A 13745-nucleotide genomic window follows, 5' to 3' on the forward strand; every position below is an offset into this window, starting at 1 on the left:
CGGACCGGTGCGCTGGTGCGCGAGTGCGCAGCGATCATGCCATCGCGAGCGGTGGTTGGCCCAGCCCTTGGGCCGACCGCCACATGGTCTGCACCGGTCCGGGCACCCCGAACCGGCCACGTGGCACGTGCCGGAGCCCGTTCGGCCCTACCGCGCGTCACTCAGGTCACGCAGGCGCAGGCGCTCCGTCCCGCTGTCCCGTACGCCGCCTCGTACCGCGTCGCCCCGCCGTCCCGTACGCCATCCGTACGCCCCTCAAACCTCCGCCCCGCAGTCCCGTACGCCCCTCACACCCCCGCCGGCCGCACCACCCATTCCCCGCGCCGCACCACGCCCACCAGGTCGTACGCGGCGTCCAGGACGACCAGGTCCGCGTCCTTGCCCGCCTCGATCGAGCCGGTGCGGTCGGCGACGCCGAGCAGCCGGGCCGGGTTGCCGGACAGGGCCTGTACGGCTTGCGCGACGGTCAGTCCGTCGATGGTGAGCGCGCGCTTGAAGGCGCGGTCGAGGGTGAGGGTGGAGCCCGCGATGGAACCGGCGGTGGGGCCGTCGGCGATACGGGCGACACCGTCCTTGACCTCGACGGTCATCGGGCCGAGCGGGTACATGCCGTCGTTCATGCCGGCCGCGCCCATCGCGTCGGTGATGAAGGCGACCCGGTCCGCGCCCGCGTCCCGGAAGGCCATCTCCAGGACCGCGGGGTGCAGGTGCGTACCGTCGTTGATCAGCTCGACGGTGATCCGCTCGTCCTCCAGGAGCGCGGCGATCGGCCCCGGCGCGCGGTGCCCGAGCGGCGGCATCGCGTTGAACAGGTGGGTGGCCACGGTGGCGCCCGCGTCGATGGCCTCGCGGGTCGCGTCGTACGAGGAGTCGGTGTGGCCGATGGCGGCGATCACGCCCGCGTCGGCGAGCAGCCGTACGGAGTCCAGGCCGCCGGGCAGCTCGGGCGCCAGCGTCATCATCTTCGCGGTGCCGCGCGCGGCGTCGACGAGCTTGCGCACGTCCGCCGGGTCGGGGTCGCGCAGCAGGCCCGGCTGGTGGGCGCCGCAGCGGTGCGGGGAGATGAACGGGCCCTCGAAGTGGATGCCGGCCAGCTCGCCCTGTTCGGTCAGCTCGGACAGGACGGCGGCCTGCCGGGACAGGTCGTCCAGGTCGCCGGTGACGGTCGAGGCGAGCAGGGTGGTGGTGCCGCGCCGCCGGTGGGTGCGGATCGCCGTCAGGCACTCCTCGGGGTCGGCGGACGAGAAGGAGCCGCCGCCACCGCCGTGCACGTGGATGTCGACGAAGCCCGGGACGACGAGGTGGCCGGTCAGGTCGATCACCTGGTCGCCGGGGGCCGCGGCGGTCGCCCCGGCGGCGTCCGCCGCGTCGGTGATGCGGGTGCCCTCGAAGGCCACCAGGCCCGCGTCGGCCACACCGGACGGCAGGGCGACCCGGGCGCCGGTCAGGACGGTGCGCCGGGGGTTCGGGGCGCTGTCCCCGGACTGTTGCAGCGGCATCAGGCAGTTACCTCCGTGGAGAGAAGATCCCAGGCGAGCAGACCTGCGCCCAGGCAGCCGGCGGCGTCCCCGAGCGCAGCCGGAACGATCAGGGGGAGCCGCTGGAAGGTCACCCGGGAGCGGACCGCCGCACGCAGCGGCTCGAACAGCGTGTCGCCCGCCTCGGCCAGTCCGCCGCCGATGATCAGCGTGTGCGGGTCGAGCAGGGTGAGCGAGGTGACCAGGCCGGCGGCGAGGGCGTCCACCGCGTCCTGCCAGACGGCCCGCGCGCGGGGATCGCCGGACTCGACGGCCTTGGCGGCGTCGGCGGCGGTGGCCCGCGGGTCGCCGCAGGCCTCGGCCCAGGCGCGGCCGACGGCGGCGGCCGAGGCCAGTGTCTCCAGGCAGCCGTGCTGGCCGCAGCCGCACGCGGGGCCGTCGGGCCGTACGACGATGTGGCCGATCTCGCCCGCGCTGCCGTGCGCGCCCGCCTCGATGCGGCCCTCGATGCCGATGGCGCCGGCGATGCCGGTGCCCAGCGGTACGAACAGGAAGCGGTCGGCGCCGCGGCCCGCGCCGATCCGGCCCTCGGCGAGGCCGCCGGTGCGGACGTCGTGGCCGAGGGCGACCGGGACGCCGCCCAGGCGCTCGGAGAGCAGGGCGCGCAGGGGGACGTCGCGCCAGCCCAGGTTGGCGGAGTACGCGGCGATGCCGCGCGCGTCGTCGACGATGCCGGGGACGGCGACGCCGGCCGCCGCGGCGGTGCCGCCGAACCGCTGCCGTCCGGTTTCGCGCAGTTCCTCGGCGAAGTCCAGGATCGAGGCGACGACCGCTTCCGGGCCGCGTTCGCGGCCGGTGGGGCGCCGTGCCTCGTGGAGCAGCGTGCCGTCCGCGCCTGCCAGGGCGGCCTTCATTCCGGTGCCGCCCACATCAAGGGCGATGACGTGTCTCACGGGGACAGTTTCGCGCGATCGGCCATGAAAGGTCTAGTCCACTCGCGGGGATGGCGTGGTTCCGCTCGTGCGGCCGGCGTACCGGCACCCGATGGGGGGAGCGCTTCTGCCTGCCGGGAGACGATGTGGTTCCGTCCCGGACGGCCGCTGCCGTACCACCGTGACCTGCGCGTGTGACAGGCGATACGCAAGCGAAATGAGGGGTGGTGTAGACCTTGTGTGGGTAAACGGGGGAGACTCGTTGTTCATGCCGGTTGAGGGTGGACCTCTGAAGCCACCGGGCATTCCCCGGCAAGCACGGAACATTCGGGACAAAAGGCGGTAATGGCAGTGCAGCGGCGGTACTTGAGCCTGGCGGCAGCGGGACTCACCACGGCCATGACGCTCACCTTGTCCTCCTGCGGCAGCGGTACGGGCGACGGTGGCGACGTCACGCTCAAGCTCATCGCGGCGGACTACGGCGACAACGAGGCGAACTCCTCCCAGCACTACTGGGACAAGCTGGTCAAGGACTTCGAGAAGAAGAACCCGGGCATCAAGGTGGACGTCTCGGTCTACAGCTGGAAGGACGTCGACAAAAAGGTCGAGGACCTGGTCAAGTCCGGTAAGGCGCCCGACATGGCGCAGATCGGCGCGTACGCCGACTACGCGGCCGAGGGCAAGCTCTACGGCGCCGACCAGCTGCTCAGCATCCCCGTCCAGGCCGACTTCGTCCCCGCCCTCGCCCAGGCGGGGGAGTACCAGCGCCGCCAGTACGGGATGCCCTTCGGCGCCAGCACCCGCCGCCTGTTCTACAACAAGAAGCTCTTCACCGAGGCGGGCATCACCGACCCGCCCGAGACCTGGGCGCAGGTCGCGGCCGACGCGGCCAAGCTCAAGGCCAAGGGCGTGAAGATGCCGTACGCGCTGCCGCTCGGCCCGGAGGAGACGCAGGCCGAGACGCTGATGTGGATGCTCAGTGGCGGCGGCGGCTACACCGACAACATCGGCAAGTACACGATCGACTCGCGTGAGAACGTCAAGACCTTCGAATGGCTGAAGAAGGACCTGGTCGGCCCGGGCCTGACCGGCGTCGACCCGGCCAAGCTCAACCGCCAGGACGCGTTCGACGCCTTCGCGGCCGGTGACGTGGGGATGCTCAACGGCCACCCCACCCTGATGAAGCAGGCCGAGGCCAAGGGCGTCGAGTACGGCACCGTCGAGCTGCCGGGCCCCGCCGGCAAGGCCAAGGCCACCATGGGCGTCGCCGACTGGATGACGGCGTTCAAGCAGAACGGACACCGCAGCCAGGTCGGCAAGTTCCTGGACTTCGTCTACAGCGAGAAGAACGTCATGGACTTCTCCGGCGGCTACGGGCTGCTGCCCGTGACCACCTCCGGGTCCCAGGCGATGCTCGCCGACTCCAAGTACGCCAAGCTGCACAGCTTCCTGAGCCAGCTGGCCACCGCCGAGTTCTACCCCGCGGACAAGACCTCGTGGCCGCTGGTCAGCAAGACCGTCAAGGCCAAGATGGGCAAGGCGGTGGGCGCCAACGGCAACCCGGCCGGCGTGCTCAGCGACATCCAGAACACGGCCAACGAGGCGGACAACACCGCCAAGTGACCCGCCGCGCGCCCCGGCACCCCCGGGGCCCCTGGCTCCCCCGCCACCGGCCCCGGGCCGTCGGCGGGGGATTGTCGTACCGCGGCCTTATCGTGGACGGGTGATGACGAGCGACGGCACCGACGGCGGCACCGGAGGCGGTGGCATAGGAGCACTGTCCCCGCAGGACGAGGCGGTGCTCGGCGTCGAGCGCCGCTCCTGGCCCCGGCCGGGCGCCAAGGAGCGGGTCATCCGCGAGCGGCTCGGCATCTCGCCGACCCGCTACTACCAGCTGCTGAACGCGCTGCTGGACGACCCGCGGGCGCTCGCCCACGACCCGGTCACGGTCAACCGGCTGCGCCGCGTCCGCGAGGCCCGGCGCGGCCGCCGCTGAGCGTCAGCCGCGGGCGCGGCCGCACGGGCCGCCGGTGACGCCGTTCCGCCGCCGATGCACCCGTACCCGGCACCCGCCCGCACGCGACCGGTAATGTCGTCGTCATGGGCAGCCCCCCGAACTCCTTGCCGACACCGGTCACCGAAGCGGGCCGGGACGGTCTCGCCGCGCTGCTGGACAGCCCCGGCCGAGCCGTGCTCGCTCTCGACTTCGACGGCACGCTCGCCGACATCGTGCCCGACCCCGAGAAGGCCCGCGCCCACCCCGGCGCCGTGGCCGCGCTGGCCCGCCTCGCGCCGCGGCTGTGCTCCCTGGTGGTCATCACCGGCCGCCCGGCCGGCGTCGCGGTCCGCCTCGGCGGCTTCACGGACGCGCCGGGCCTGGAGCGGCTGGTGGTCCTCGGCGGCTACGGCGCCGAGCGCTGGGACGCGGCCACCGGCACGGTACGGGCGCCGGCGCCGCCGCCCGGCGTCGCCGCCGTACAGGCCGAGCTCCCCGGCGTCCTGGACAAGCTGGGCGCCTGGCACGCCTCCTGGGTGGAGGACAAGGGCCGCGCCATCGCCGTGCACACCCGCCGCGCCGAGGACCCGCAGGCCGCCTTCGAGCTGCTGCGCGAGCCCCTGTACGCGCTCGCCGAACGGCACGGCCTGATCGTCGAGCCCGGCCGGTACGTCCTCGAACTGCGGCCGCCCGGCATGGACAAGGGCGTCGCGCTCGCCGAGTACGTACGGGAGACCGGCGCCACCACCGTGCTGTACGGGGGCGACGACCTCGGCGACCTCGCCGCCTACTCCGCCGTGGACAAGCTGCGGTCGGACGGCCTGGCCGGGGTGCTGGTGTGCAGCGGCAGCGCGGAGGTCGCCGAGCTGGCGGGCCGGGCGGACCTGGTCGTGGACGGCCCGACGGGTGTCGTCGCGCTGCTGCACGCCCTCGCGGACCGGCTGGGGGCGCCCGCCTGACGGACGCGGCCGGGGCCCTCCCGGGCCCCGGCGCCGCTACTGCTCCAGCGCCCGCAGCTGCTGGAGGAACCACCGGTCCGGCGGCAGCGCGGTGGCCGCGGCGGCCAGCCGCTTCGTGCGCTCGGCCCGCTCGCCGTCCTCCATGGACAGCGCCTCGTGCAGCGCGCGGGCGGTGGCGGAGATGTCGTACGGATTGACGCACACCGCGTCCTCGCCCAGCTCCGCGTAGGCCCCGGCCTCCCGGGACAGCACCAGCGCGCAGCCCGCCTCGGAGATCACCGGGACCTCCTTGGCGACCAGGTTCATCCCGTCCCTGATCGGGTTGACCAGTGCCACGTCGGCGATCCGGTAGGCGGCCAGCGACCGCGCGAAGTCGTCCTTCACGTGCAGGACGACCGGCTGCCAGCCCGGGGTGCCGTACTCCTCGTTGATCTCCTCGGCCAGCCGCCCGACCTCGTCGGTGTAGGCGCGGTAGACCTCCAGGTCCTGGCGGGAGGGGTAGGCGAACGCGATGTGCACGACCCGTTCGCGCCACTCGGGGCGGCCGGCCAGCAGCGCCCGGTAGGCGCGCAGCCCGCGCACGATGTTCTTGGACAGCTCCGTACGGTCCACCCGGACGATCGTCTTCCGGTCCGGCCCGCCGATCTGCTCGCGCAGCGCCGCCAGCCGCTCGTCCACGTCGGGACGGTGCGCCCGCTCCCGCAGGAATTCCGCGTCCGCGCCCAGGCCGTGCACGCCGAGCCGCGTCGTCCGGCCCTCATGGACGATGCTCAGCCCGCCGTCCCCGTCGCGCGCCACCTCGGCGCCCAGCACCGCCGCGCAGCACTCCGCGAACGCCTCGGCCCAGCGCCGCGTCAGGAACGCGGCGCGGTCACCGCCCAGCATGCCGCGCAGCACCGCCTCGGCCACGTCGTCCGGCAGCATCCGGAAGTAGTCGGCGGGCGCCCACGGCGTGTGCGAGAAGTGGCCGATGCGCAGGTCGGGGCGGCGGGCGCGGAGCAGCCCCGGCACCAGCGTGAGGTGGTAGTCCTGCACGAGCACCACGGCGCCGGGCGCGGCCTCGTCGGCGAGCGCGTCCGCGAAGGCCGCGTTGTACGCCTCGTACGACGCCCACTGCGCGCGGAATCCGTCGTCGAAGGAGGGCTCCAGCGGCGTCTGGTAGAGCAGGTGGTGGACGAACCACAGCACCGAGTTCGCGATGCCGTTGTAGGCGTCGGTGAAGACGTCGGCGGGGATGTCCAGCATGCGTACGTGCTGGCCGCCCGTGTCGGCGGTGTCCAGGTGGCCGCCGCTGCGGCGGGCGGCCTCGCGGTCGCCGTCGCCGAGGGCGGCGCACACCCACACCGCGCCGGCGTCCGGACCGATCGCGGAGAGACCGGAGACCAGCCCGCCACCACCGCGTTTCGCGGTCAGCGTGCCGTCGTCCCCCTTCGTGTACGAGACCGGACCGCGGTTGGACGCGACGAGAACCTTGGCACCAGAACGCTCGGAGACCATGTTGCGAGACTAGCCCGCCACCCATCCGCTCAAACGTGCGGAGCGGAGGCGGAACGTCACGGTTTACGCCGCGCCGGAACCGGGCTTTGGACCGGCGGCGTCACGCCGCCCGGCGCTCCGCGTACTCCGGTATCTCCGCCATCGGGGGCCGCTCCTCGGTGTCCACGTCCCAGGTGCGCGGCACGAAACCGGTCTCACCGCGCTCGAACTGGGTCAGCCGCGGGCGCACGAGATGGCCGCGGGCCAGCCGCAGCTGTGCGGTGCGGTAGATGGCCGCCGCCATCCTGCCGAGCGCCTGGCCGCTCTGATGGCGGTGCTTGCGCACGCCGATGTCCACCTGCGCCAGCGCGTCCAGCCCCACCGTGTGCAGCGCGTCGACCAGCAGGCCCAGCTCCACGCCGTAGCCCACCGGGAACGGCAGCCGCTCCAGCAGCGACCGGCGGGCCGCGTACTCCCCGCCGAGCGGCTGCACGAACCCGGCGAGCCGCGGCCAGTGCAGGTTCAGCAGCGGCCGGGCGACCAGCTCGGTGACCCGGCCGCCCTGGCCCGCCGCCTCGCCCAGCGGACGGTCGTACATGCCCTTGACGAACTGCACGTCCGGGTCGGTCAGCAGCGGGCCGACGATCCCGGAGACGAAGCCCGGGTCGAACTCGCGCAGGTCGGCGTCGACGAAGCAGACGATGTCGCCGCCGGTCGCCAGCAGGGAGCGCCACAGCACCTCGCCCTTGCCGGGCAGCGCGGGCAGCCGCGGCAGCACCTCGTCCCGGTGGACGACCCGCGCGCCCGCCTCGGCCGCGATCTTCGCCGTACCGTCCGTGGACCCGGAGTCCAGCACCACCAGCTCGTCGACGAGCGGCGCCGACGGGGTCATCAGCTCCGTACGGATCGCCTCGACGATCGCGCCGACCGTCGCCTCCTCGTCGAGCGCCGGCAGCACGACGGAGACCGTCTGTCCTGTCTCGCGCTTCGCGGCCAGCAGCCGGTCGAGCGGGCGGTCCACGGCCGACCAGGACCGGCCGGCCAGCCAGCGCTCCACCTCTTCCAGCACGTGCGGGTCTCCTTCGTTCCCGGACCAGCGATGTGATCCATCTCGCGGTGCGGACGGCTGTCTCGACCGCCCGGCCCTTCGGTTACAGTCTTGAACAACGCGAACGCCCCGGACATGCCGGGGTCGGCGCGACAAACGCCTGGGCCCCGGCCCAGCGCCATACCGCTCATCCAGAGGGGCAGAGGGACACGGCCCGTTGAAGCCCCGGCAACCCTCCAGCCGGTCTCCGTCGCCGCACAGTGTGTGCGGCCCGCGAGGCTCCCGGCTCGGGAAGGTGCCAATTCCGTCTCGCGGCGAGATGCGTCGCGAGGAAGATGAGGAGAAAGGGCCTCGCCTCCATGGCTGTGCAGTCCGTCGAAAGCACCCCGTCCGCCAGCGTCTCCCTCGGCCCCGCCGTCGCGTTGTCCTGCCGCGAGTGCGGCGAGCGCTTCGATCTCGGTCCGATCTTCGCCTGCGTGTCCTGCTTCGGGCCGCTGGAAGTGGCGTACGACCTGCCGGCCGGTGACCCCGAGGGTCTGCGCGAGCGGATCGAGGCGGGCCCCAACAGCATCTGGCGGTACGCGCCGCTGCTGCCCGTCCCGGCCGACGTCGCGGACAAGCCCAACCTCAACCCCGGCCTGACCAAGCTGGTCAAGGCCGACAACCTGGCCCGTGAGCTGGGTGTCACCGGCGGCCTGTACGTCAAGGACGACTCCGGCAACCCGACGCACTCCTTCAAGGACCGCGTCGTCGCCATCGCCGTCGAGGCCGCCCGCGCCTTCGGCTTCACCACCCTGTCCTGCTCCTCCACCGGCAACCTCGCCGGCGCGGTCGGCGCGGCGGCGGCCCGGGCCGGCTTCCGCTCCTGCGTGTTCATCCCGCACGACCTGGAGGCGGGCAAGGTCGTCATGGCCGCGGTCTACGGCGGCGAGCTGGTCGGCATCGAGGGCACCTACGACGACGTCAACCGCTTCTGCTCGGAACTGATCGGCGACCCGCTCGGCGAGGGCTGGGGCTTCGTCAACGTCAACCTGCGCCCGTACTACGGCGAGGGTTCCAAGACCCTCGCGTACGAGATCTGCGAGCAGCTCGGCTGGCGGCTGCCGGACCAGATCGTCATCCCGATCGCGTCCGGCTCCCAGCTCACGAAGATCGACAAGGGGCTGAAGGAGCTGATCGCGCTCGGCCTGGTCGAGGACAGGCCGTACAAGATCTTCGGTGCCCAGGCGGAGGGCTGCTCCCCGGTCTCCACCGCCTTCAAGGCGGGCCACGACGTCGTACGGCCGCAGAAGCCGGACACCATCGCCAAGTCGCTGGCCATCGGCAACCCGGCCGACGGCCCGTACGTGCTGGACATCGCCCGGCGCACCGGCGGCGCGGTCGAGGACGTCGACGACGCGCAGGTGGTCGATGCGATCAAGCTGCTGGCCCGTACGGAGGGCATTTTCGCCGAGACCGCCGGCGGCGTGACCGTGGGCGTCACGAAGAAGCTGATCGAGAACGGGCTGCTCGACCCGGCGCTGACCACCGTCGTGCTCAACACCGGCGACGGGCTCAAGACGCTGGACGCCGTGGCGCCCACGACCGGGCCCTCGGCCACCATCCGCCCGAGCCTGGAAGCGTTCCGCGCCGCCGGCCTGGCGGGCTGACCGCCGCGCGCGGCCGTACACACCCGTGCGCGGTCGCGCGCGCCCGTGCGCGTTGGTGCACACCGGCACGCGTCGGCTCACACCGATGCGCGTCGGTACGCAACCGCACCCGTCGGCGCGCATCCGCACCCATCAGCGCGCGTCGGCGTACCTCCGTCCGCCCCCCCCCCGCGGCCGCCGGTACGCCCGCGCCCGCCGCCCCACCGCACCCTCCCGCGATCTGGAAGGCAGAACATCATGAGCGTCAACGTCCGCATCCCGACCATCCTGCGCACCTACACCGGCGGCCAGGCCGAGGTCGCCGCCGAGGGCGCGACCCTCTCCGAGGTCATCGAGAACCTGGAGCAGAACCACGCCGGTATCGCGGCCCGTGTCCTGGACGACACCGGCAAGCTGCGCCGCTTCGTGAACGTCTACGTCAACGACGACGACGTGCGCTTCGAGCAGGGCCTGGCGACGCCGACGCCGGACGGCGCGGGCGTCTCGATCATCCCGGCGGTGGCCGGCGGCTGCTGAGCCGGCCGCCCGGGACGCCGTAACGATCTCTTTCGGCCCTTCCTGGAGCCAACGGCTGGAATCGCCCCCTCCGCCACGAAGCGGACGGGGCGATTCCGTGTTGTTAAAGGCGATACAGTTGAGGTGATTCCTCGTCCAGCGCACGCCGAACGCCGATGAAGGCTCGGCAAGTTGTGCGCGAAGTGTGGACATGATTTGTCGTGTTGGTGAGCTTTGCCCGGCCCGACTTGCCCTGACGTATGGGCTTTTCTCCGCATATTTGCGATTGTTCGCGAGAAGAATTCTCGTCCGACTGACCTGTTGCGCTGGGCAGTTGGACAGATACATTCAGCGGCGGTCGACGCGTTCCGGCGCACACCCCCTCCTGTCGGGGGGTGAGGTCTGACCCGGGTCCGCGGAGTGCGGTCCTGTGCAAGGGCCAGTAATAGGGGAGTTAGGCATGGCTCAGGGCACCGTCAAGTGGTTCAACGCGGAGAAGGGGTACGGCTTCATCGCGGTCGACGGTGGTGCGGATGTATTCGTCCACTACAGCGCGATCCAGATGGACGGTTACCGCACCCTTGAGGAGGGTCAGCGGGTCGAGTTCGAGATCTCGCAGGGCCAGAAAGGGCCGCAGGCGGACATGGTCCGCGTGGCCGGCTGAAGCGCCGACCGACTGCTGCGTACGAAGGTCCGCGTCCCCTGTGGGGGGCGCGGGCCTTCTGTGTTTGGGTGGGGCGGTGGGGTGATGCGGGGAGTGCCAGGTCATCGGGGTGGCTCTGGTTTGCCACCCGAACGAGTTGGGGATGGCTCCCGCCAACGCGCTTGCACTCTCATGGGTCGAGTGCTAATCATTGCGTTAGCACTCTACGAGTGAGAGTGACAGCTAAGGACCGACTCGGTGAGGTCCGCGGGCAGGTGGGGCAAGGAACCACCGGCTCGTGAACCGTCCGTCGCGGGCGCCAGCGCGGTCCGGAGTATCCACCCTCCCCCAGACGCAGTCCGGGGGGACCCCCAGTCCGGGAGGACCACTTCACATGGCCAAGATCATCGCGTTCGACGAGGAGGCACGGCGCGGTCTCGAGCGCGGGATGAACCAGCTCGCCGACGCCGTCAAGGTCACCCTTGGCCCCAAGGGCCGCAACGTCGTCCTCGAGAAGAAGTGGGGCGCCCCCACGATCACCAACGATGGTGTCTCCATCGCCAAGGAGATCGAGCTCGAGGACCCGTACGAGAAGATCGGCGCCGAGCTGGTCAAGGAGGTCGCGAAGAAGACGGACGACGTCGCCGGTGACGGCACGACGACCGCGACCGTCCTGGCCCAGGCCCTGGTCCGCGAGGGCCTGCGCAACGTGGCCGCCGGCGCCAACCCGATGGCCCTCAAGCGCGGCATCGAGCGTGCCGTCGAGGCCGTCTCCGCCGCCCTGCTGGAGCAGGCCAAGGACGTGGAGACCAAGGAGCAGATCGCTTCGACCGCCTCCATCTCCGCCGCCGACACCCAGATCGGCGAGCTGATCGCCGAGGCCATGGACAAGGTCGGCAAGGAAGGCGTCATCACCGTCGAGGAGTCCCAGACCTTCGGTCTGGAGCTGGAGCTCACCGAGGGTATGCGCTTCGACAAGGGCTACATCTCGGCGTACTTCGCCACCGACATGGAGCGTATGGAGGCGTCGCTCGACGACCCGTACATCCTCATCGTCAACTCGAAGATCTCCAACGTGAAGGACCTCCTTCCGCTGCTGGAGAAGGTCATGCAGTCGGGCAAGCCGCTGCTGATCATCGCCGAGGACGTCGAGGGCGAGGCCCTGTCGACCCTGGTCGTCAACAAGATCCGCGGCACCTTCAAGTCCGTCGCCGTCAAGGCTCCGGGCTTCGGCGACCGCCGCAAGGCCATGCTCGGCGACATCGCCATCCTCACCGGTGGCACGGTCATCTCCGAGGAGGTCGGCCTCAAGCTGGAGAACGCCGGTCTCGACCTGCTGGGCCGCGCCCGCAAGGTCGTCATCACCAAGGACGAGACCACCATCGTCGACGGTGCCGGTGACAGCGAGCAGGTCCAGGGCCGCGTCAACCAGATCCGCGCCGAGATCGAGAACAGCGACTCGGACTACGACCGCGAGAAGCTCCAGGAGCGTCTGGCGAAGCTGGCCGGCGGCGTGGCCGTCATCAAGGCCGGTGCCGCCACCGAGGTCGAGCTCAAGGAGCGCAAGCACCGCATCGAGGACGCCGTGCGCAACGCGAAGGCGGCCGTCGAGGAGGGCATCGTCGCCGGCGGTGGCGTCGCCCTGCTGCAGGCCTCCTCGGTCTTCGAGAAGCTGGAGCTGGAGGGCGACGAGGCCACCGGTGCCGCCGCTGTGAAGCTGGCGCTGGAGGCCCCGCTGAAGCAGATCTCCGTCAACGGCGGCCTTGAGGGCGGCGTTGTCGTGGAGAAGGTGCGCAACCTGGCCGTCGGCCACGGTCTGAACGCCGCGACCGGCGAGTACGTCGACATGATCGCCGAGGGCATCATCGACCCCGCCAAGGTCACGCGCTCCGCGCTGCAGAACGCCGCGTCGATCGCCGCGCTGTTCCTGACCACCGAGGCCGTCATCGCCGACAAGCCGGAGAAGGCCGCCGCGGCCGCTCCGGGCGGCATGCCGGGCGGTGACATGGACTTCTGATCCTCCCGGATCATCTGTCCTCAGGTCGCTGGGGCGGCACTCCTCCTCCCAGGGGGGTGCCGCCCCAGCGGCGTTCGCGGTGCGGTCTCCGGTACGTCCTTCCGTACGGCGGTCCTTGCGTTGCCCCCGGCCCGACGGGGCACGATCGCCCCATGACGACTCGAAACGGGCAGACCGCCCGACCGGACCGGTTCACCGCGGACACGGTCGCCCTGGTCACCGGCGGAAGCAGTGGAGTGGGCCTGGCAGCCGCGCGGCGGCTGCTCGCGGACGGCGCGCGGGTGGTGGTGTGCGGCCGCGACGAGCGCCGCCTCGACACCGCCGTGGCGCACCTGAGGGAGCAGGCGCGGGAGGCGGTGACGGGCGGCGAAGCAACCGTTGCGGATGCGACGGGGGCGGGGCAGCGGGCGGCCGGTGACGCGGCGGACCGGGTGTTCGGCGTACGGGCCGACACGGCCTCCGTCGCCGACCTGGACGCCGCGGTCCAGGCGGTGCGCGACCGCTTCGGGCACCTCGACATCATCTTCGCCAACGCAGGCCGGTACGCCGCCGCGCCCTTCGAGGAGATCACCGAGGCCGACTTCGACCAGGCGGTCGGCGTGAACTTCAAGGGCGTGTTCTTCACCGTCCAGCGGGCGCTCCCGCTGCTGCGGGACGGTGGCGCGGTGGTCATCAACGCCTCGTCGCTGGTGCAACGCGGGCAGGCGGACGCCACCCTGCACTCCGCGACCAAGGCCGCCGCGCTCAACCTCGCCAGGACGCTCGCGGCGGCGCTCGCCGGGCGCCGGATCCGCGTCAACTCGGTCAGCCCCGGCTACGTCGAGACGCCGATGTTCGCGGGCTCGGACATCGGCGTGGCGGAGGCGGAGAAGCTGCGGGCGCAGACGGCGGCGGGCCGGTTCGCGCGGCCCGAGGAGATCGCCGACGCGGTGGCCTTCCTGGCGTCCGGCGAGGCGTCGTACGTCAACGGGCAGGACCTGGTGGTGGACGGCGGGCTGCACGGCTGCGCCATGTGAGGGCCGGGCGGGGCGGCCGCCCGGACACACCGTCGC

Annotated in this window: 12 protein-coding genes and 1 riboswitch; of the genes, 8 read left to right on the top strand and 4 right to left on the bottom strand. The window is 72.0% G+C overall.

The window, feature by feature from the left end; all coding sequences use genetic code 11:
- Window positions 1–287: 287 nt before the first annotated feature.
- Together nagA and JXZ78_RS13635 are read right to left on the bottom strand one after the other, a co-directional pair.
- Window positions 288–1499, bottom strand: coding sequence for an N-acetylglucosamine-6-phosphate deacetylase (nagA, locus tag JXZ78_RS13630; RefSeq protein WP_030022310.1), 1212 nt, complete (start codon window positions 1497–1499; stop codon window positions 288–290).
- Window positions 1499–2431 (bottom strand): ROK family protein, encoded by a 933-nt coding sequence (locus JXZ78_RS13635; protein ID WP_030022309.1) that lies wholly within the window; start codon window positions 2429–2431, stop codon window positions 1499–1501. Before JXZ78_RS13635 ends, nagA begins: the two co-directional genes overlap by 1 nt.
- Window positions 2432–2761: 330 nt before the next feature.
- Here JXZ78_RS13635 and JXZ78_RS13640 point away from each other — a divergent pair, with 330 nt between their 5' ends.
- From JXZ78_RS13640 to otsB, 3 genes are all read left to right on the top strand, one after another.
- Window positions 2762–4033 (top strand): extracellular solute-binding protein, encoded by a 1272-nt coding sequence (locus tag JXZ78_RS13640; protein ID WP_030022307.1) that lies wholly within the window; start codon window positions 2762–2764, stop codon window positions 4031–4033.
- Between the two features lie 103 nt (window positions 4034–4136).
- Window positions 4137–4406, top strand: a complete 270-nt coding sequence (locus JXZ78_RS13645; RefSeq protein WP_030022305.1) for a DUF3263 domain-containing protein — start codon at window positions 4137–4139, stop codon at window positions 4404–4406.
- Between the two features lie 104 nt (window positions 4407–4510).
- Window positions 4511–5365, top strand: coding sequence for a trehalose-phosphatase (gene otsB / locus JXZ78_RS13650; protein ID WP_030022302.1), 855 nt, complete (start codon window positions 4511–4513; stop codon window positions 5363–5365).
- 36 nt (window positions 5366–5401) lie between these two features.
- Here otsB and JXZ78_RS13655 read toward each other — a convergent pair whose 3' ends face one another.
- Window positions 5402–6862: an alpha,alpha-trehalose-phosphate synthase (UDP-forming) gene (locus JXZ78_RS13655; protein WP_030022301.1), complete on the bottom strand. Its 1461-nt coding sequence runs from the start codon at window positions 6860–6862 to the stop codon at window positions 5402–5404.
- A 100-nt stretch (window positions 6863–6962) separates the two neighbouring features.
- Window positions 6963–7910, bottom strand: a complete 948-nt coding sequence (locus JXZ78_RS13660) for a glucosyl-3-phosphoglycerate synthase (protein ID WP_030022300.1) — start codon at window positions 7908–7910, stop codon at window positions 6963–6965.
- Between the two features lie 163 nt (window positions 7911–8073).
- A riboswitch (SAM riboswitch) is annotated at window positions 8074–8231 on the top strand.
- Window positions 8232–8248: 17 nt separating this feature from the next.
- Between JXZ78_RS13660 and thrC the strand changes: the two genes are divergently transcribed.
- The 5 genes from thrC (at window position 8249) to JXZ78_RS13685 (ending at window position 13709) form a co-directional block, all read left to right on the top strand.
- Window positions 8249–9538: a threonine synthase gene (gene thrC / locus JXZ78_RS13665; protein ID WP_030022299.1), complete on the top strand. Its 1290-nt coding sequence runs from the start codon at window positions 8249–8251 to the stop codon at window positions 9536–9538.
- Window positions 9539–9775: 237 nt separating this feature from the next.
- A complete protein-coding gene (locus JXZ78_RS13670; RefSeq protein ID WP_030022298.1) occupies window positions 9776–10054 on the top strand; it encodes a MoaD/ThiS family protein in 279 nt (92 codons plus the stop codon).
- 439 nt (window positions 10055–10493) lie between these two features.
- Complete coding sequence (locus JXZ78_RS13675) at window positions 10494–10697, top strand: cold-shock protein (RefSeq protein WP_003986833.1); 204 nt, start codon at window positions 10494–10496, stop codon at window positions 10695–10697.
- A gap of 373 nt (window positions 10698–11070) precedes the next feature.
- Entirely contained in the window at window positions 11071–12693 is a 1623-nt protein-coding gene (groL, locus tag JXZ78_RS13680; RefSeq protein WP_030022296.1) for a chaperonin GroEL, read from the top strand.
- A gap of 152 nt (window positions 12694–12845) precedes the next feature.
- Window positions 12846–13709 carry an SDR family NAD(P)-dependent oxidoreductase gene (locus tag JXZ78_RS13685; protein ID WP_030022295.1) on the top strand — a complete coding sequence of 288 codons (864 nt, stop codon included), beginning with the start codon at window positions 12846–12848 and terminating at the stop codon, window positions 13707–13709.
- Window positions 13710–13745 lie beyond the last annotated feature (36 nt).

Origin of the sequence: Streptomyces monomycini (assembly GCF_022271435.1) — a bacterium.
Taxonomy (GTDB): domain Bacteria; phylum Actinomycetota; class Actinomycetes; order Streptomycetales; family Streptomycetaceae; genus Streptomyces; species Streptomyces monomycini.

What these genes read in the sequence shown, in the direction of transcription:
- nagA (WP_030022310.1), bottom strand. Translation starts at nt 1,499, where the DNA reads ATGCCGCTGCAACAGTCCGGGGACAGCGCCCCGAACCCCCGGCGCACC.
- JXZ78_RS13645 (WP_030022305.1), top strand. Translation starts at nt 4,137, where the DNA reads ATGACGAGCGACGGCACCGACGGCGGCACCGGAGGCGGTGGCATAGGA.
- otsB (WP_030022302.1), top strand. Translation starts at nt 4,511, where the DNA reads ATGGGCAGCCCCCCGAACTCCTTGCCGACACCGGTCACCGAAGCGGGC.
- JXZ78_RS13655 (WP_030022301.1), bottom strand. Translation starts at nt 6,862, where the DNA reads ATGGTCTCCGAGCGTTCTGGTGCCAAGGTTCTCGTCGCGTCCAACCGC.
- thrC (WP_030022299.1), top strand. Translation starts at nt 8,249, where the DNA reads ATGGCTGTGCAGTCCGTCGAAAGCACCCCGTCCGCCAGCGTCTCCCTC.
- JXZ78_RS13670 (WP_030022298.1), top strand. Translation starts at nt 9,776, where the DNA reads ATGAGCGTCAACGTCCGCATCCCGACCATCCTGCGCACCTACACCGGC.
- JXZ78_RS13675 (WP_003986833.1), top strand. Translation starts at nt 10,494, where the DNA reads ATGGCTCAGGGCACCGTCAAGTGGTTCAACGCGGAGAAGGGGTACGGC.
- groL (WP_030022296.1), top strand. Translation starts at nt 11,071, where the DNA reads ATGGCCAAGATCATCGCGTTCGACGAGGAGGCACGGCGCGGTCTCGAG.
- JXZ78_RS13685 (WP_030022295.1), top strand. Translation starts at nt 12,846, where the DNA reads ATGACGACTCGAAACGGGCAGACCGCCCGACCGGACCGGTTCACCGCG.